Here is a 17703-nt window from a genome sequence, read left to right on the forward strand (position 1 = left end):
GATTATTTGTTTTTAAATTTTGCTGCAAGTTTTAAAAGTACCGATTTAAAAAGCTCTTTTTCGTCAGCACGCAGTCCCGTAAACCATACCGAAATTATATAAAAAAGAGATAAAAGAACAACTTTACAGGAAAAACGAATCAAAGTTTCTGCTGGCAGAAAATAATTCAATAAAAATCCGACAGAAAGCGTTAATACAAAAGCTCCAATCAGACTGTAATAGCATTCTTTAAAAAATCGTGGTATCTCTAGTTTTATTTTTTTCCAGTAGATAAAATTCATACCTACAACATGGCAAAGCATGGTGGCAGAAAAGATTCCTATAGCACATCCCATAGCTCCATAATGGGGTGCTAAAATAAAAGAGATTATAACGCTGAGAATAGAGGCACCCACAAATATCACTGCCCTGTATCGCAATTCGTTTATAACAAATAAATAGGTATAGGCAATTTCCTGAGTTAGGGTCACAAATCCTGGCAAAATTAATAGCAAAATGACATAATACGATTCACTAAACCCGCTTCCCATCCATAGAATTACAAACTCCTGTCCAAAAACCACAAGTCCGATGATTAACAGTCCCATTAATATCAATTGTATCCTGCCAACTCTAATCATCAGATTGGTAATTTCATGAAGATTGTTCTTTTGTGTATCAAGCTGTGATACTTTAGGCAAGAACAAACCATTCAAGGCATGCGCTAATGTCCATGTATAACCTTCAATAATGATTCCGATTGAGAAAATGGCTATTTGCTCTGTTCCGGAAACTATGCCCAAAATAAATGGAGCAATATTGATTAAAAGTCTTTGTGCAATTCCGATAATTGATACCCAGAAAGAAAACTTGACCAACTCTCCTAAGAGTTTTTTGCTTTTAAACCCGAAATCAATCTTAATCGGTGTTTTCTTTGAGAGATAGAAAAACTTTATCCCTATAATAAGTATACCAATAGCTGCATTTATGGCAACCAGGGCATATAGCTTATAACCTAACAGTAATGCTATGATCATTAAGATTACGATTCCTACCTTACTGATGATATCGCATAATTTTAAAAGAACAAATCGTTCATAGGCAATCAGAACTCCATCCAATGGCATAAAAGGAAAGGAAATCAAACTAAAACCGCCAGCAATCAGATAGACTATTTTAAATTTTTCAATTTCGACAGGACTTAGCTCTATGAATATGTTCTCTATAAAAAAATAAACAACGATTAGCGTAATCAGGATCAAGCCATTAATCAGCAAATAAAACTTTGAGGTAAGCCCCAACATCTGGTTTATTTTTTCAGGCTCATTATTTGCTCTGTATTTGGATAGAAAACGGGCAATTGTTTGTCCCAAGCCAAAATCCATCACAAAATAAGACAGAAATGCAGTAACTAAAATATATAAACCGTAATCTGATTTGCCTATTTGCTTAATCATCCATGGTGTGTATAGGAAACCTACAATAATATTAAATACTATTGCTATGTAGGAGATCATGGCTCCTAATTTGATTTGAGAACTAGAGTTTAGCAAATTTTCTTAAAAAAATTTCTTTAAAAGGGCAGCTCTTTCTGAATTAGAAGAATATATAAATCTTCGAATTATGCTTTCCATTCTCCTTCCAAAAAGCACAAAATTATTTGAACCTACTATTTTTCTATGCAATTTTTCATATTCCACATTTCTAACAATATATTTTGGATGCTTTAATGGAAAATTAATTTCATACGTTTTTTTAAAAAACAGTTGCTGCGTAGCCTTGCTTAATTTTTTGATAGAATTAACGGCATGTGTACTTTCGTTAGTCAATCCAATATTAGACACAAGGTTTTTTTGAGGTGTTATTATCATAGCCGAAGATAGGAACATGGCTATTCCTAAAGCATTTTCCCATGAATTAACTTTTCCTGTTTGAAGATTTTTTTGTCTTAAATTCTCAACAATCTCTATAAAATTCTTAACTCCATTTACTTTTAAACCTAACTCAGCAATATAATTTGTAATGAGTTTTTTGGTCAACTCATTCTCTAAAAAAACAAAATCTTTTTGTTCAACCACAAGATTCCAAGACCTTTTCCACGTCGCCCAACCCCATCCAGCTGCAGTATTTGAAAAAAAATAACTATCATCTGTTCCTTTAAACTCATCGACATAATTCATTCCGCTTATCATGTGGATTCTTCTATCATCTTTATATTTCTCTAAAACATTTTCACAAAATGGCAGAAAACTGTTGGAAGGCACACAATCATCTTCTAAAATAACTAATCTATCAACATATTCAAATGCCCAACTTATACCTGTAAAAACCCTATGGTCACATGAAAGATTTGTTTCAGAAAAGTTTTCATATACGTTGCAATCCCAATCTACTTTTTGAACTATTTCTCTACAACGTTTGATTCCGACAACATCTTTTTCATTATTTAGACGAGGCCCATCTTGAATTAGGAAAAGATTTTTAGGTTTTGATTGTCTCAAAGCGTTAAAAACTTTCTCTAGCGGTTCCGGTCTATTGAAAAAAATCAAGGCTACACCAACACTATTATTTAAGTTATCCATCTTACTACTCTCTATATTTTTTTACTTTCGCAGGTATACCAACAGCAATGCTATTTTTTTCTATTTCTGAATTAACAATACTCAATGCACCAATAACTGCTCCATCGCTGATTTTCGCTCCCTTGACAATTTTGCAACCTGCAGCAATCCAAACATCGTTACCAATTATAATTCCTTCGGAATCTACATGAAGAGGCTGTTTATTAATTAACACATCTTTCTTAACTCCATGATTACTATCAATTATATAACACTGTGCAGCAATAGCAGTATTGTTCCCAATTATTACTTGTTGCTTCGCAAAAATGATGGTTCCTATTCCTAAATCAACATTATCTCCTATTTCTATAAGACCATCACCCCAAAAGTATACATTTGGATATATAGTCACATTTTTACCAATTTTAATATTTGTTGCATTGACGTATACTTTCCCTAAAACATTAACTGTATTTTCTTTGCTTTTGATTTTCAGCAGAAAAATCTTCTTCCTATATACTCTAATCAGTTTATTAATTATTCTGTCAATCAGTAATAGCATACTTATTTATTTAGCCGGTTTAATTTTTCAATCATTATAGCTGCGGATAAAGATTTTCTTTTTAGATATTGACTTAATATTTTTTCAGCCCCATCAATAGTTTCTATTCCTTCAAATTTTTCAACAGCATCTTTTTTTCTGGTCAGTTTATTATATCCCCTATTAAATAAATCCTTTAACGGACCAACTAAATAACCTTTCAATAGCTTTGATTTTTTACCTATTAAGTTTATTTTTCTAGCAGCGCAATACTGATTGTAGTTTATTTCAGTAAATTCATCAAATTCCTTGTAATTATAAAAACAGTATGCCGATAAAGTAGAAACATTAAATTTTTTGACAAAATCATCTTTTTGCATTTCCACAAAACCAGCTAATGCAGAATCTGCCCATAAGGTTTCAACACTATAAAATCTAGGGACCAAGCTTGACCATTGATAATTTGTATGTCCTACCAACTGGGGTGCGTCTTCTAGCTTTCCATGATGCCTTCCAGTTGAAGAATGTCCAGCACCACTTTTTCTGCAAACTCCGGGAATAGTTAACGGATAATCAATCTTCAGCACTTTATCAATAACTAAGGACAATGCTACAGAACTATAAATATCTGGAGAAAGTCCTCCGAAATATCTTCCTGTAACCTGCTTAACCTTATCCATAGCACTTTTCCTAACTATCCCATGATATATTTTTACCAAATTGTACTTCAAATAATTTTGACCTCCTGAATCTAAAAGCTTTTGAAGTTCTTTTTTTGTATCATAAAATCTAGCCTCAAGATTGAAATTAACAATCATGAGATTACCGTTATCATTTTTGTAATATGATATTCCTGTATTGGGCCAAATATAATTTAATCTTATTTCCGGCGTAATTGCCTCAATACCATTCTCTTTTGCCCAACGTACAACTTCTACAATTTCAGGGTTTATACCATCATCATCTCCAATCATGCATATATACTCGCCGTCAGCTCCTTCAACGCCCTTACTAAAATTATCTACAAATGATAGTACTCCTTCAGAATAGTTATATTTTATTCTATTCCTAAACTCATTATTTTCAAACTTATTGATTAATGAATTTGTATCACTGTTATCTTGAATAACTACCTGAACATCATCATCTGTAGTCTGTAAAATATGCATAACAGACATGTATGCATAGGTTTCTCTATTCCTAGTAGGTATTATTACTGATAATATGTATTTCTTATCTTCTATCATATATTTTCATTGCTTAATCACTAATATAATAAGTTTCCGGAAGTCGCATTTGTTCCCAGAAAAAAGCATAACCCCGACCATCCCAACTCGATTTTACAAATAGGGCAATTAATAGTATTATAACTACTCTTCTGATGTCATATTTTACTTTTACAGAAATTGTATTGAAAGATTCTATAATTACAGGAATAAAAATCAGCATGAATATAGTAAAATACATAATTATCCTCAAAAAAGATGGATTAATCCATGATAATGGTAAAAACAGCAAAGCTAAAGCAAAGGCATTATAATAATGCTGGGCATTTGAATTGTTTTTCATGATTATCTTGCTTCTAAATAATGCAACAACAGCTATCAGCAGAAACATTGCTGTAAAAGTATAAGTACCAGCTCCTTCATAATCTTCATATTCATTATAACCTGCAACGCTTCTAACTAAAGCCGCTAAAGATCCTTTATAGATCATAAAAACAGGGAAAAGAAATAATATTATCCTGTAAAAATATTTGGTCTTCTTTATTTGAGCTATAAAATAAAAAGGAATAAATATTAAGACTGATTTATGTATTGTAGAAGCTAAAAAGATAAGAATAAGAAACCTTATCATCTTTTTATTTTTAATCAATTCATAAGCGTACAATGCAGCCGCAGTAGCAATTGTTTGTCGTATTCCTGTAATAGAAAAAAAGGAATAAAAGAGTACTGAATATATTATGAATGCTAACATTGCATCAAATACGGTTTTGGTATTTTTATATATAAAGCTACCTAAAGCACTAAAAAAAAGTATCGCAACTACAAAAAGATATATCTGATAATTATCTGCAAAAATCTGAATGATTTTCTGAAAAAGTAAATACCCTGGATCTTTACCCATTCCATATTTATAATACTCGATAAAAGAATTATAGATATAATCCCATGAAAATGTTTTATTTTCTTCATAGGTGAGGAAATAATTGAAAGTATCATCTCCTACTGCCACATTCCTTAATCCGGACTGAAGAATCAATAAAAAACATATAGTTTTTACATAGCTCTTCCGAGCACTATTATTTTTATTACTATTCTTAGCTACTTTCGAATAATACTGCCCAAACAATAGAGTTAATACTATGACTATTAAATTGACAATCATAATTGGGTCATGCTTTTATAAATAGCAATGGTTTCATTGATATTTGTATTAAAATCAAAATTTTCAATTACTCTTTTTCTACAACTAGCAGAAAAATACACCTTACCTTTTTCTTTAACTTTATCAATAGCTTCAGATAGTTGTTCAACATTTCTTTTTTCCACAACATAGCCACAATTCTCTCCTAATACTTCCGGGCAGGCGGTTGAGTCATAGACGATTGCCGGAGTTCCGCAACTTAAAGCTTCCGCTATTACTTTTCCAAATGTATCTTCGGTTGAAAGATGAACATATACATCTGAAAAGGAATAGGCTTTTGCCAACTCTTCTTTTCCATGCACATAGGAAATATGTTGTATGTTTTGTGGCAACAGTTTCTTATCATCCAAATTACCAATCATTACGATTTGCATATCCTCAGAAATAATTTTTGACAATTTTAAGGCATCCTGAAATTTTGGATCATTGGAATGCCAGCTAGCACTAACCAATAAAATTGTAAACTTCCCAGAATCTATATTATATACGGTTGAAAAATTCTGCTCCCCAAAATCCTTAAAAGTAGCGTGGTCAATCCAGTTGTATATCGGGCTAATAGTATACTTATTCAAAAAAGATTTTTTTACTTCACCAGCCAGCCAGTTTGAAACCGGAATAACAGTCATTTGCGATAGGTTCGTAAACCATTTCTTTTTGTCATCATACATTTCGTTTGATCTGTCAAAAAACAAGCTTGGCGGGTATTTTTTTACTTGCGGACATGCATAACAATGAGTCTGCCACTTATAACATTGAACGTCTGTATAATGGGCACATTTTCCTGTAAAAGCCCAACAATCATGAAGCGTCCATGCTAACGGAATTCCAGAGTCAATCAGATATTCAAACAAAATCTGAAGATTCAGATAATTACCATGAAGATTATGAAGGTGAATAACATCCGGTTTTATTTCCTGAATATAGGAAACCAGCTTGCGGGTGCCTTTTTTTGTAAAATAACCTTGCTTTCCTAACAATCTTGAACCTACATTATGCAGATGATTTTCTATGACTGTCCCAACTTTATAACTTCGGGCATAATCTGTCGTCAGCTGTCCATAAGCAATAAAGCATTCGTGTCCTTGATGCTCCAAGACACTTGCAATATCTTCACAGATAGAGCCAGTACTTCCGTAACCGGAAACGGTATTAATCATCAGGACTCTCACGCCTTTCTTAGTTTTTTTTCCAAACAGTACGATTCACATAATCGGTATAGCTCAGTATAATACGAACCATTTTCTCTGACACATTAGGCATCGAATAGTCTGCAACAGGTCTGAAATTGCGTTCATCGCCTGTTTTTTGATACTGAAGCTGTACTAATCCCTGCATTATTCTTGCAGGACTTAGCCCTACCATCATTACTGATGCTTCTTCCATTGCCTCTGGTCTTTCGTGAGCTTCACGGATATTTAATGCCCTAAAATTCAAAACAGAAGATTCCTCTGAAATGGTGCCGCTATCAGAAAGCACTGCAAAGGATTTCATTTGTAAGGCATTATAATCGTTGAATCCTAATGGTTTTAGAAACTGAACATTAGAATGCATCTGTATGTTTTTTTTCTCGATCATGTTTCTCGTACGTGGATGTGTACTTACAATAATCGGATAATCATATTTTTCTGCAATGAGGTTCAAACTCTGCATCAAGCCATTAAAGTTCTTTTCGCTATTGATGTTTTCTTCACGGTGCGAAGACACAACAAAAAACTTTCCTTCTTCCAATCCTAATCTTTCCAAAACATCAGAAGATTTGATTGACGGAAGATAATGGTTTAGGACTTCAAACATTGGAGATCCTGTTTTTATGATCCTGTCTGCAGGCAATCCTTCTCTTAAAAGATATTCTCTTGCAATGTCGCTATATGTCAGATTAATATCTGAAACGTGGTCGACAATCTTTCTGTTAGTCTCTTCAGGAACTCTTTGGTCAAAACAACGGTTTCCTGCTTCCATGTGAAAAATAGGAATATGTCTTTTCTTGGCCGGAATAGCACAAAGACAGCTATTCGTATCTCCCAATACCAAAAAAGTATCAGGATTTTCACTTTCCAACAACGGATCTATCTTTATCAAAATCTGGCCAACAGTTTCAGTTGCCGTTGCACCAGCCGCATTTAAAAAAAAGTCAGGCTTGCGAATACCTAAATCATCAAAAAATATCTGATTTAGTTCGTAGTCATAGTTTTGACCGGTATGGACAATAATATGCTCAATTGCTTCTGATTTATCCAAAGCAGCCATAACACGAGAAAGACGTATAATCTCTGGCCTAGTTCCGACCACTGTCATTACTTTAAGTCTTGATTTCATTCTATCCAGGCTATTTGTTATATTTTTTATTATACATTTTCAAAATAAGTATCAGGGTCATTCGGATCATAGAATTCATTAATCCAAAAAATAGTATATAACTCCTCCTCGCCTACATTTTTTATGTTATGCGTATACCAGATAGGCATATCTACATAAGCAGGTTCATTTCCATCTAAATAAAAATCAAGAACTTCTTCCGTACCTATTTGCCTTAATTGGATTAATGCCTTTCCTTTAATTACAGCGAAACGTTCAATTTTTCTGGTGTGGAAATGATTTCCCCTTGTTATACCGGGAACAGTCGTAGAAAACGAAACCTGACCGCCAACATTCAGGCGTATTACTTCAACAAAGGCACCTCTTGGGTCTGTATGCTGCGTAAATTTAACCGGGAAATAATTTGGAATATCAATATAGCAACGAAACGTATTGAAAAGGTTAGTTTCAAACTTGCTGTTTAATTGAGGGATAATGCCCTTGTCCTGATATTCTGATTTATATCTTTCCAACAAGGCCATCAAATTGGAAACTTTGGATTCAGCTGTGTGAGGTATAATAAGCGATTCATTACTCTCGCCTTTTTTTATGGTTTTTAAAATTTCATCGACCAGTTCACCTACATAAATCAGCTTCAGATCTCCGTCAACCTCAATAGTTGGAGTTTCATTTCGAGCTATTTTATGAGAAAAAGTAGCGACTACCGAATTGTAGTTGGGATGTCCAAAAGGACCAAAAACATTGGGAATAATCATGCCTGTGAATTTTCCACCTGAAGTTTTAGCCCATTGAGCCATTAATTCCCTGCCTTCTTTTTTGGATTTCCCATACAAATTGTCTCTTTCCTCTTGTGTCGAAGAAGAAAAAATAACATGGGCTTTACTGTTTGTTTTGTTTAAAGCATTGACCAACTTTTGAACCAACCCTAAATTAGTGTCATAAATTACCTGAGGGTCATTATGCCTGTTCATAGCAGCCAAATGCACAATCACATCGCATTGCGAAACAAAATCGTATAGTTTTCCTTCATCTTCAAAGAAATCTTTTTCAAATTCAATTCTTTGAAATTCCTCCTGAAAAAGTCCGATTGTATTATACAAATGTTTCCCTACAAATCCGGCCTGGCCAGTAATTCCTACTCTTAGCATCTTTATTTTATATATTTTTTTTAATTCCAGTCAAACCAGAGTTTGCTATCAAATCTAAAATTATCTTTCGATGATTCTTCTAATGAAAAATCAGAGAAAACAATCATTCTTGAGTTTTTTTCTAAGGCTTTGAAACCATTTGCAAAATTACCCGGAATATGCAAAATCTGATTTTCATCAGCATTCAGAACAAATTCCCTGACTTCTAGTTTTTCAGAAGGATTTTTCCAATCATCCGGCTGGACAACCGCTACTAAAAAGCTTCCTGAAATGACCTGAAACCATTTCTGCTCTCTTTTATGTGCCTGCCACGCTCTGATTACTATAGTGTCGGGATGTTCTATAATGTAATAACGTTTGACTTCTGAAAGGTCAAATTCATTGGCATAAAACAGTTTCCCTCTTTCATCCTCATGAATATTACCCTGAATTATTTGAGGCTGATTCTTCATCTTAACTTGGCAATTGGGCTACATCTTCGCCAAAAACTTCTTTTCTTACCAAAGGCAATTTGACTAATAATTTCTTCATCCCTTCCACACCAAGCTGTTCTGTATTGTGAGAATGATAATCTTCGATAATTGAAATGTCTTTTTCACCCTCGGAAAAATATTGGGCATAATTCAAATCCCTATTGTCTGCCGGAATTCTATAAAATTCTCCCATATCTTCCGCTTTTGCCATTTCTTCACGGGTACATAATGTCTCGTATAGTTTTTCTCCATGACGTGTTCCTATGACTTTGATTTCATTATCTGCCTTACACAGATCTTTCAAAGCTAGAGCCAGGTCATTAATGGTTCCTGCAGGAGCTTTATTTACAAAAAGATCGCCCTGATTTCCGTGTTCAAAAGCAAAAAGGACTAATTCTACCGCCTCATCAAGAGACATTAAAAAACGTGTCATTTTTGGATCTGTTATTGTAATTTGCTTTCCTGATTTGATCTGATTCAAAAACAATGGAATTACTGATCCTCTTGACGCCATCACATTTCCATATCTTGTCAAACAGACAACTGTTTTATTTTCATGTATGTTTCTGGATGCTGCAATGGCTACTTTTTCCATCAATGCTTTTGAAATTCCCATTGCATTGATAGGATAAGCCGCCTTATCTGTACTCAGGCAAATTATTTTCTGTACACCATTGGCTACAGCGGCGTCAATTGTATTTTGTGTTCCAAAAACATTGGTTTTAGTAGCTTCTATCGGGAAAAATTCGCAGGATGGAACTTGTTTTAAAGCTGCAGCATGAAAAACATAGTCCACACCGTGCATGGCTTTTTCAATACTGCTATAATCACGGACATCTCCAATATAAAATTTCAGCTTATCATTTTTAAGCTGATTTCTCATATCATCCTGTTTTTTCTCATCTCTGGAAAAAATTCTGATTTCTTTAAAATGATCCGTATGCAGAAAACGATGTAATACTGCATTTCCAAATGAACCTGTTCCTCCCGTTATTAAAAGCGTTTTATTTTTCAACATATCTATTTTGACTTTTTTTGCTTCTTCTCGTGTTTTATTTATAATCTTCCGTCTGCGTTATCCAAAACTCCTTTTACATCATAAACCAATCCATTGTCTTTACATAAGGATGCCATATCCAGATTTAAAAATTCTTTATGTGCTACTCCTAAAACTACTGAATCAAACTGCTTATTTGGTAATAATTTTGTAGTGCTCAGGTCGTATTCATGTCTGACTTCTTCTGGATTTGCCCATGGGTCATATATGGTAATTTTCATAGAATATTCTTCCAAAGCCTTAATGACGTCAATAATCTTTGTATTGCGTACATCCGGACAGTTTTCTTTAAAAGTAATTCCCAACATTAGCAGTTCCGCACCGTTGACTTTGATTCCTTTTTTAATCATCAGTTTTACGATCTGCGACGCTACATATTCTCCCATACTATCATTAAGTCTTCTACCTGCCAGGATAATCTCCGGGTGATAGCCTACTTCCTGTGCTTTTTGCGCCAAGTAATAGGGGTCGACACCTATGCAGTGACCTCCAACCAATCCTGGTTTAAATGCCAGAAAGTTCCATTTTGTGCCTGCAGCTTTAAGTACATCATGGGTATCAATACCTAACAGATTAAAAATTTTTGCCAGTTCGTTGACAAAAGCAATATTAATATCTCTTTGAGAATTCTCTATTACTTTTGCCGCTTCAGCTACTTTAATTGTAGGCGCCAAATGTGTTCCGGCTGTAATTACTGATTTATATAATTCATTTACTTTTTGTCCAATCTCAGGTGTAGATCCAGCGGTTACTTTAAGTATTTGTTCTACAGTATGCTCCTTATCGCCAGGATTGATTCTTTCAGGAGAATAACCTGCGTAAAAATCTACATTAAATTTTAATCCCGATATTTTTTCTAAAACCGGCACACATTCTTCTTCAGTAACTCCGGGATAAACAGTAGATTCATAAATAACAATATCTCCTTTTTTCAATACTTTTCCTACTGTCTCACTTGCTTTATAAAGCGGAGTCAGGTCAGGACGGTTATTTTTGTCAACGGGAGTAGGAACAGTGACTATATAATAATTGCAGTTGGCTATATCCTCTATGTTTGATGAACAAAACAATCCATTCTCGAGTCCATCAAGACTAACTTTCAGGACTTCTTGCAGTTCAATATCAGAAACTTCAAGAGTAGTATCTATACCTAAACGCAGTTCTTTTATCCTATTTTGGTTAATATCAAATCCTACTACCTGATATTTTGTAGAAAATAGCCTTGCAAGTGGCAATCCTACATAACCCAGACCTATTACAGCAATTTTTTTTAAACTCATTGAAGTTTATTTAGTTATTCTGTACATTATTAAATACCTACAGAAATTATTTCAAATTTTCCCAATACCAACTAACAGCTTCTTTTAATCCTTCTTTTATATTATGTGTCGGTTCATATCCTAATAACTTTTGGGCTTTTTCAATACTTGCCAGGGAATGTGGTATATCTCCTTTTCTGTTAGGCCCATGTTTTATTTCTACAGCCTCAATTTTTGGATCTAAAACGGTCAAAAATTGTTTTAAATAATTTACCAATTCATTCAATGTCGTTCGGTCACCAACAGCCGTATTATAAACGGTGTTTAGTGCTTTCGGATTTTCCGTTAACATTGCCTTTTCATTCATCTGAATGACATTGTCAATATACGTAAAATCTCGTGAAAAATCTCCGGCTCCATTAATTACCGGGCTTTCATAATTCATAAATTGCTTTACAAACAAAGGAATTACAGCTGCATAGGCTCCATTAGGATCTTGTCGCCTGCCAAAAACATTAAAATATCTCAGGCCAATTGTTTGTAATCCGTAAGTTCTGCTGAAAACATCAGCATACAACTCGTTAACATATTTAGTAATAGCATAAGGAGATAGTGGTTTCCCTATTTTATCTTCTACTTTTGGCAAGGTTTCCGAATCGCCATAGGTTGACGAACTGGCTGCATATATAAATCGTTTTACATTAGCATCACGAGAAGCGACAAGCATATTCAAAAAGCCGGAAACATTGACTTCATTACTTGTTATCGGATCGTTTATAGAACGTGGAACCGACCCTAAGGCTGCCTGATGCAATACATAATCGATTCCTTGGACTGCTTTCATGCAGGTTTCAAGGTTTCGAATGTCGCCTTCAATCAGCATAAAGTCCGGATTATCGAAAAAAGGCTCAATATTATGTCTATGCCCTGTAGCAAAATTATCCAGACAAACAATCTGGTTCCCTTTTTCCAGGAAATATTCACACAAATTGGATCCTATAAATCCTGCTCCTCCTGTAATAAGTATCTTCGACATTTTTTCTACCACGCTTGGGTTATAGCAATTAGCAATACTAAAGTACTTATTTTCTATTAGCCAGTCGCAACAAATACTGTCCGTATTCGTTTTTTTGCAACGGGGTGGCCAATTCAATCAGTTTTTCTTTTGTAATATATCCCATTTCATAGGCAATTTCTTCCAAACAGGCTACTTTAAGCCCCTGTCTTTTTTCGATGGTCTGGATAAAGTTTGAAGCTTCCAATAATGATTCGTGAGTTCCGGTATCCAACCATGCATAACCGCGTCCCATCAATTCTACTTTCAAATTTTTTGAATGCAGGTATTCCTGATTCACTGTGGTGATTTCCAATTCTCCCCTATCGCTTGGTTTTATATTTTTTGCAATTTCAACAACAGAGTTTGGAAAGAAATACAAGCCAACAACGGCATAATTGCTTTTTGGTTCTTTTGGTTTTTCTTCAATTGAAATTACGTTCCCTGTTTTGTCAAATTCGGCAACACCATAACGTTCCGGATCCTGAACATAGTATCCAAAAACCGTAGCCTTTTTATCGACTACTACATTATTCACTGCTGTTTTAAGCAGGTCTGTGAGTCCGTGCCCGTAAAAAATATTGTCTCCTAAAATAAGGCAAACGTCGTCCGAGCCAATAAATTTCTCTCCAATTATAAAAGCCTGGGCCAATCCATCCGGACTTGGCTGTTCTGCATATTCAATCTTGATTCCGAAATCATCTCCATTCCCTAAAAGGTTTCTGAAATTAGGCAAATCATGCGGTGTAGATATTACCAAAACCTCATCGATTCCGGCCAACATTAAAACCGATAATGGATAATAGATCATTGGCTTGTCATAAATCGCCATTAATTGTTTCGATATCGAACGGGTTAGCGGATATAACCTTGTTCCCGAACCTCCGGCTAATATTATACCTTTCATATGTTTTTGCCTATATTATTTAAACATTTTTCCAGACTTGATTTGTAATCTGAAATCTTGATTTTATAAACTCCTTTAATCTTGGTCTTATCTAATAATGAGTATGCCGGTCTTTTGGCAGGCGTAGGATAGGCTTCAGATGGAATACCTTTTACATCACAATTGTTTCCTGAAATTTCCTTGATAGCGAGAGCAAACTCAAACCAGCTTATTTTTCCTTCATTTGAAAAATTATAGATTCCGGGATACCAATTTTCTGTTTCAATGATTTTTAAGATGGCTTCTGCCAAATCTTTTGCATAGGTCGGGCTTCCAATCTGGTCATTGACTACACTTATCGAATCCTTTTCATTCATCAACCGCAACATGGTCTTGACAAAATTACTTCCAAATTCAGAATATACCCACGCAGTCCTGATAATAATACTGTCAGGATTGTTTTCCTGACAGGCAATCTCGCCCAGCAATTTTGTCCTGCCGTATTCGTTTTGAGGATTGGTCTGGTCGTTTTCCTTTAAGGGAATTTCAGAAGTTCCGTCAAAAACATAATCTGTAGAGATATGGATGAGTTTACAATTATTTTCAAAACTCCATTTTGCTAACAGGGCTACAGCTTTATGATTGACTAAATCTGCCAATTCGACTTCTGTTTCAGCCTTGTCAACTGCTGTGTAGGCTGCACAATTAATCAAATAGTCAGGTTTCGTTTTTTCTAAAAAAGACCGCGTTTCCGACTCGCTTTCAAGTGAAAATTCAGCTCTGTCAGCAAAAACGAAATCAAAATCGGAAAAAAGCGGGGACAGCACTCTTATTTCACTCCCTAATTGTCCATTGGCACCGGTTATCAGTATTTTTTTCATAGATTGCGACTACTCTAAATCTTTCAATTCTCCCAGAATCTGGTCTTTTGCAGAAACGATACTTTCCTTATGATTAAGTTTCCAGTCAATGTTTAGTGACGGGTCATCAAAACGGATTCCCCTTTCGCTATCCTTATCATACAGTTGGTCTACTTTATACGAAACCATGGCTGTTGGGCTCAAAACTGAAAATCCATGTGCAAATCCTTGGGGAATCAGCAACTGTTTCTTATTTTCTGCCGACAACAAAATGCTAAAATGTTGCCCATAGGTTTTAGAATCTTTACGGATGTCTACAGCAACATCAAGGATTTCTCCTTGCAAAACACGAACTAATTTTGTCTGAGCAAATGGTGGCACCTGTAAATGTAGTCCGCGAATAACTCCATATTTTGAAAAGGACTGGTTGTCCTGAATAAATTTTATATCAATGCCATTTTCACGAAATAATGCTTCATTATAAGATTCAAAAAAGTAGCCTCTTTCATCTTCAAATACTCTTGGAGTGATGACAAGCAAATCTTCTATCGGCGTGTTTTCAATTTTCATTTCAGTTTTATTTTAACTGGTTTGTTTTAGACGGCAAATAGTTAGTTATATTGTTTTTCGTAGTATTTGCTATATTCTCCGCTGGTAACATTTTTAAGCCAAGCTTCATTGGCCAAATACCAGTCGATTGTCCTTTCCAGACCTTGTTCAAAAGTAACGGATGGCTTCCAGCCCAATTCCTTATTAATTTTTGAAGCATCGATGGCATAGCGCAAATCATGACCCGGACGGTCTTTTACATAAGTAATCAGCTTTTCAGATGTGCCTTCTTCCCTTCCCAATTTACTGTCCATGATTTTACACAGCAATCTCACCAAATCGATGTTCTTCCATTCGTTAAAACCACCAATATTATAGGTTTCATGGTTTTTCCCTTCATGGAAAACCAAATCAATTGCTACAGCATGGTCTTCTACAAAAAGCCAGTCGCGGGTATAATTTCCATCGCCATAAACCGGCAACGATTTATTATTGATAATATTATTGATGAAAAGCGGAATCAGTTTTTCCGGAAAATGATTCGGCCCATAATTATTGGAACAGTTTGTCAGGACATAAGGCAACCCATAAGTTTCCCCATAAGCCCGCACAAAATGATCTGAACTTGCTTTTGATGCCGAATAGGGCGAATTAGGGTCATAAGGTGTTGTTTCTGTAAAAAGTCCTTCGGCACCAAGACTACCGTAAACCTCATCCGTACTGATATGATAGAAACGTTTTCCTTCAAAATTTCCTTTCCATTTTTCTTTAAAGGCATTTAGCAGGTTCATGGTTCCGATGACGTTAGTTTTCACGAATGCCAACGGGTCTGTTATAGAGCGATCTACATGAGATTCTGCTGCCAGATGCAACACACCCTCAAACTGATGTTTTGCAAACAAATCATTTATAAAATCAGCATCAACAATATCGCCTTTTATGAAAGTATAATTAGGTTCATTTTCTATATCGGCAATATTTTCAAGATTTCCCGCATAAGTCAATGCATCTAAATTGAAAATATGGCAGTCAGGATATTTTTTTACAAATCTCCTTACAACGTGCGACCCTATAAAGCCTGCTCCTCCTGTAATCAATATCTGTTTCATCTTTTTGATTTTATGATCCGATTCCTTTATATACAAATCCGATTTCTGTCAGTTTTTTAGCGTCAAGAATATTCCTTCCATCAAATACAAAGGCAGGCTTCATCATATTGTCATAGATTTTTTTCCAATCGTAGTCCCTAAATTCATCCCATTCTGTCAAGACTGCAATTGCATGGGCATCTTTACAGGCTTCATACGGATTTTCTGCTACGGTTACCTGTTGCCTGTTTTCTTCAGGAGTTCTCGAATCCAAATAATTCAAATCTGAAAGAATCTGTCCTTCTTCTACTTTCGGGTCAAAGACATGTAATTCTGCCTGTTCATTAATCAGGTCATCAGCTACATAAATGGCCGCCGACTCACGCGTATCGTTTGTATCTTTCTTGAAAGCCCAACCCAGGAACGCTATTTTCTTTCCTGATACGGTATTATAAAGTGTTGTAACAATCTTATGCGAAAACCTTCTTTTCTGATGGTCGTTCATGATAATTACCTGTTCCCAATAATCTGCCACCTCGTTAAGTCCGTAGGCTTTGGCAATATAAACCAGGTTGAGGATGTCTTTTTGAAAGCATGACCCTCCAAAACCAACAGATGCTTTTAGGAATTTTGGCCCTATACGGCTGTCCATTCCAATAGCCTTCGCCACTTCACTTACATCTGCCCCGGTCTTTTCACAAAGTTCTGAAAGCGCGTTTATCGAAGAAACACGTTGCGCCAAAAATGCATTGGCTGTTAACTTTGACAATTCAGAAGACCAAAGATTTGTGGTCAATATTCGTGCTCTGTCAACCCAATTGGCATAAACATCGACAAGCGCATTTATAGCACGCTGTCCTTCTTCAGTAGTGTCGCCTCCAATCAGAATTCTATCCGGATTCAGTAAGTCCTGAACGGCGGTTCCTTCTGCCAGGAATTCCGGATTGGATAGAATCTGGAAACGTACACCATTTCCTGTATTATCTAAAATATTTTTGATTGCTTCTGCTGTTCGTACCGGAAGTGTGGATTTTTCGACAACAATCTTGTTGGATTTGGAAACGCGTGCAATCTGTCTTGCGCATAATTCTATATATTTCAAATCGGCCGCCATACCTTTTCCTGAACCATAGGTTTTCGTAGGCGTATTAACCGAAATGAAAATCATTTCTGCTTCATCAATTGCTTTTTCAATCTCGGTAGAAAAAAACAGGTTCCTTCCTCTTGCCTCCGCAACTACATCAGACAGTCCGGGCTCATAAATAGGGATATTGTTTGTATCTTCATCATTCCAGGCTGCAATTCTAGCCTCATTCAGGTCGACAACGGTAACTTTAATATCCGGACATTTTTGTGCGATAACAGCCATTGTCGGTCCTCCGACATATCCTGCACCGATACAACATATTTTGGTTATTTTCATTTTATTTTTTTCGGACTAATTTAATAGTGATTCGTAAAATTATTGACTACGAAACAAATTTTGGCAAAAGTAAGGCTTTTAA

The 17703-nt window shown here is 35.3% G+C and carries 17 protein-coding genes; all 17 read right to left on the reverse strand.

Going from position 1 to position 17703, the window contains the following annotated elements:
* Nucleotides 1-2: 2 nt before the first annotated feature.
* From B0G92_RS14765 to B0G92_RS14845, 17 genes are read right to left on the reverse strand one after another with little or no spacing between them, the layout of a single operon-like run.
* The gene (locus tag B0G92_RS14765; RefSeq protein ID WP_101472812.1) at nucleotides 3-1496 is read right to left on the reverse strand and encodes a lipopolysaccharide biosynthesis protein; all 1494 of its coding nucleotides are present in this window, start codon (nucleotides 1494-1496) and stop codon (nucleotides 3-5) included.
* A gap of 42 nt (nucleotides 1497-1538) precedes the next feature.
* Entirely contained in the window at nucleotides 1539-2561 is a 1023-nt protein-coding gene (locus tag B0G92_RS14770; RefSeq protein WP_101472813.1) for a hypothetical protein, read from the reverse strand.
* A 4-nt stretch (nucleotides 2562-2565) separates the two neighbouring features.
* Entirely contained in the window at nucleotides 2566-3102 is a 537-nt protein-coding gene (locus B0G92_RS14775; RefSeq protein WP_101472814.1) for an acyltransferase, read from the reverse strand.
* A 2-nt stretch (nucleotides 3103-3104) separates the two neighbouring features.
* Entirely contained in the window at nucleotides 3105-4328 is a 1224-nt protein-coding gene (locus B0G92_RS14780) for a glycosyltransferase family A protein (protein WP_101472815.1), read from the reverse strand.
* Between the two features lie 13 nt (nucleotides 4329-4341).
* Complete coding sequence (locus B0G92_RS14785) at nucleotides 4342-5469, reverse strand: EpsG family protein (protein ID WP_101472816.1); 1128 nt, start codon at nucleotides 5467-5469, stop codon at nucleotides 4342-4344.
* Nucleotides 5466-6677, reverse strand: coding sequence for a glycosyltransferase (locus B0G92_RS14790; RefSeq protein WP_143395053.1), 1212 nt, complete (start codon nucleotides 6675-6677; stop codon nucleotides 5466-5468). The genes B0G92_RS14785 and B0G92_RS14790 overlap by 4 nt, the downstream gene beginning before the upstream one ends.
* A gap of 7 nt (nucleotides 6678-6684) precedes the next feature.
* Nucleotides 6685-7824, reverse strand: coding sequence for a non-hydrolyzing UDP-N-acetylglucosamine 2-epimerase (wecB, locus tag B0G92_RS14795; protein WP_101472818.1), 1140 nt, complete (start codon nucleotides 7822-7824; stop codon nucleotides 6685-6687).
* A 29-nt stretch (nucleotides 7825-7853) separates the two neighbouring features.
* Entirely contained in the window at nucleotides 7854-8972 is a 1119-nt protein-coding gene (locus B0G92_RS14800) for a polysaccharide biosynthesis C-terminal domain-containing protein (RefSeq protein ID WP_101472819.1), read from the reverse strand.
* A gap of 20 nt (nucleotides 8973-8992) precedes the next feature.
* The gene (locus tag B0G92_RS14805) at nucleotides 8993-9424 is read right to left on the reverse strand and encodes a dTDP-4-dehydrorhamnose 3,5-epimerase family protein (protein WP_101472820.1); all 432 of its coding nucleotides are present in this window, start codon (nucleotides 9422-9424) and stop codon (nucleotides 8993-8995) included.
* Between the two features lies 1 nt (nucleotide 9425).
* The gene (locus B0G92_RS14810; RefSeq protein ID WP_056068719.1) at nucleotides 9426-10463 is read right to left on the reverse strand and encodes a polysaccharide biosynthesis protein; all 1038 of its coding nucleotides are present in this window, start codon (nucleotides 10461-10463) and stop codon (nucleotides 9426-9428) included.
* A 38-nt stretch (nucleotides 10464-10501) separates the two neighbouring features.
* The gene (locus B0G92_RS14815) at nucleotides 10502-11782 is read right to left on the reverse strand and encodes a nucleotide sugar dehydrogenase (RefSeq protein WP_101472821.1); all 1281 of its coding nucleotides are present in this window, start codon (nucleotides 11780-11782) and stop codon (nucleotides 10502-10504) included.
* 46 nt (nucleotides 11783-11828) lie between these two features.
* Nucleotides 11829-12797, reverse strand: a complete 969-nt coding sequence (locus B0G92_RS14820; protein WP_101472822.1) for an SDR family oxidoreductase — start codon at nucleotides 12795-12797, stop codon at nucleotides 11829-11831.
* Between the two features lie 46 nt (nucleotides 12798-12843).
* The gene (rfbA, locus tag B0G92_RS14825; RefSeq protein ID WP_101472823.1) at nucleotides 12844-13722 is read right to left on the reverse strand and encodes a glucose-1-phosphate thymidylyltransferase RfbA; all 879 of its coding nucleotides are present in this window, start codon (nucleotides 13720-13722) and stop codon (nucleotides 12844-12846) included.
* Nucleotides 13719-14582 carry a dTDP-4-dehydrorhamnose reductase gene (gene rfbD / locus B0G92_RS14830; RefSeq protein WP_101472824.1) on the reverse strand — a complete coding sequence of 288 codons (864 nt, stop codon included), beginning with the start codon at nucleotides 14580-14582 and terminating at the stop codon, nucleotides 13719-13721. Before rfbD ends, rfbA begins: the two co-directional genes overlap by 4 nt.
* Before the next feature lie 9 nt (nucleotides 14583-14591).
* Entirely contained in the window at nucleotides 14592-15131 is a 540-nt protein-coding gene (rfbC, locus tag B0G92_RS14835) for a dTDP-4-dehydrorhamnose 3,5-epimerase (protein ID WP_101472825.1), read from the reverse strand.
* A 41-nt stretch (nucleotides 15132-15172) separates the two neighbouring features.
* Nucleotides 15173-16219 carry a dTDP-glucose 4,6-dehydratase gene (gene rfbB, locus B0G92_RS14840; RefSeq protein WP_056068730.1) on the reverse strand — a complete coding sequence of 349 codons (1047 nt, stop codon included), beginning with the start codon at nucleotides 16217-16219 and terminating at the stop codon, nucleotides 15173-15175.
* A 10-nt stretch (nucleotides 16220-16229) separates the two neighbouring features.
* The gene (locus tag B0G92_RS14845) at nucleotides 16230-17621 is read right to left on the reverse strand and encodes a UDP-glucose 6-dehydrogenase (protein WP_101472826.1); all 1392 of its coding nucleotides are present in this window, start codon (nucleotides 17619-17621) and stop codon (nucleotides 16230-16232) included.
* Between the last annotated feature and the right edge of the window lie 82 nt (nucleotides 17622-17703).

This window comes from Flavobacterium lindanitolerans, from assembly GCF_002846575.1.
GTDB lineage: Bacteria > Bacteroidota > Bacteroidia > Flavobacteriales > Flavobacteriaceae > Flavobacterium > Flavobacterium lindanitolerans.

Excerpts from the sequence above, each read along its gene's own strand:
- B0G92_RS14765 (WP_101472812.1), bottom strand. The coding sequence starts at position 1,496 with ATGATCTCCTACATAGCAATAGTATTTAATATTATTGTAGGTTTCCTA.
- B0G92_RS14770 (WP_101472813.1), bottom strand. The coding sequence starts at position 2,561 with ATGGATAACTTAAATAATAGTGTTGGTGTAGCCTTGATTTTTTTCAAT.
- B0G92_RS14775 (WP_101472814.1), bottom strand. The coding sequence starts at position 3,102 with ATGCTATTACTGATTGACAGAATAATTAATAAACTGATTAGAGTATAT.
- B0G92_RS14780 (WP_101472815.1), bottom strand. The coding sequence starts at position 4,328 with ATGATAGAAGATAAGAAATACATATTATCAGTAATAATACCTACTAGG.
- B0G92_RS14785 (WP_101472816.1), bottom strand. The coding sequence starts at position 5,469 with ATGATTGTCAATTTAATAGTCATAGTATTAACTCTATTGTTTGGGCAG.
- wecB (WP_101472818.1), bottom strand. The coding sequence starts at position 7,824 with ATGAAATCAAGACTTAAAGTAATGACAGTGGTCGGAACTAGGCCAGAG.
- B0G92_RS14800 (WP_101472819.1), bottom strand. The coding sequence starts at position 8,972 with ATGCTAAGAGTAGGAATTACTGGCCAGGCCGGATTTGTAGGGAAACAT.
- B0G92_RS14805 (WP_101472820.1), bottom strand. The coding sequence starts at position 9,424 with ATGAAGAATCAGCCTCAAATAATTCAGGGTAATATTCATGAGGATGAA.
- B0G92_RS14810 (WP_056068719.1), bottom strand. The coding sequence starts at position 10,463 with ATGTTGAAAAATAAAACGCTTTTAATAACGGGAGGAACAGGTTCATTT.
- B0G92_RS14815 (WP_101472821.1), bottom strand. The coding sequence starts at position 11,782 with ATGAGTTTAAAAAAAATTGCTGTAATAGGTCTGGGTTATGTAGGATTG.
- B0G92_RS14820 (WP_101472822.1), bottom strand. The coding sequence starts at position 12,797 with ATGTCGAAGATACTTATTACAGGAGGAGCAGGATTTATAGGATCCAAT.
- rfbA (WP_101472823.1), bottom strand. The coding sequence starts at position 13,722 with ATGAAAGGTATAATATTAGCCGGAGGTTCGGGAACAAGGTTATATCCG.
- rfbD (WP_101472824.1), bottom strand. The coding sequence starts at position 14,582 with ATGAAAAAAATACTGATAACCGGTGCCAATGGACAATTAGGGAGTGAA.
- rfbC (WP_101472825.1), bottom strand. The coding sequence starts at position 15,131 with ATGAAAATTGAAAACACGCCGATAGAAGATTTGCTTGTCATCACTCCA.
- rfbB (WP_056068730.1), bottom strand. The coding sequence starts at position 16,219 with ATGAAACAGATATTGATTACAGGAGGAGCAGGCTTTATAGGGTCGCAC.
- B0G92_RS14845 (WP_101472826.1), bottom strand. The coding sequence starts at position 17,621 with ATGAAAATAACCAAAATATGTTGTATCGGTGCAGGATATGTCGGAGGA.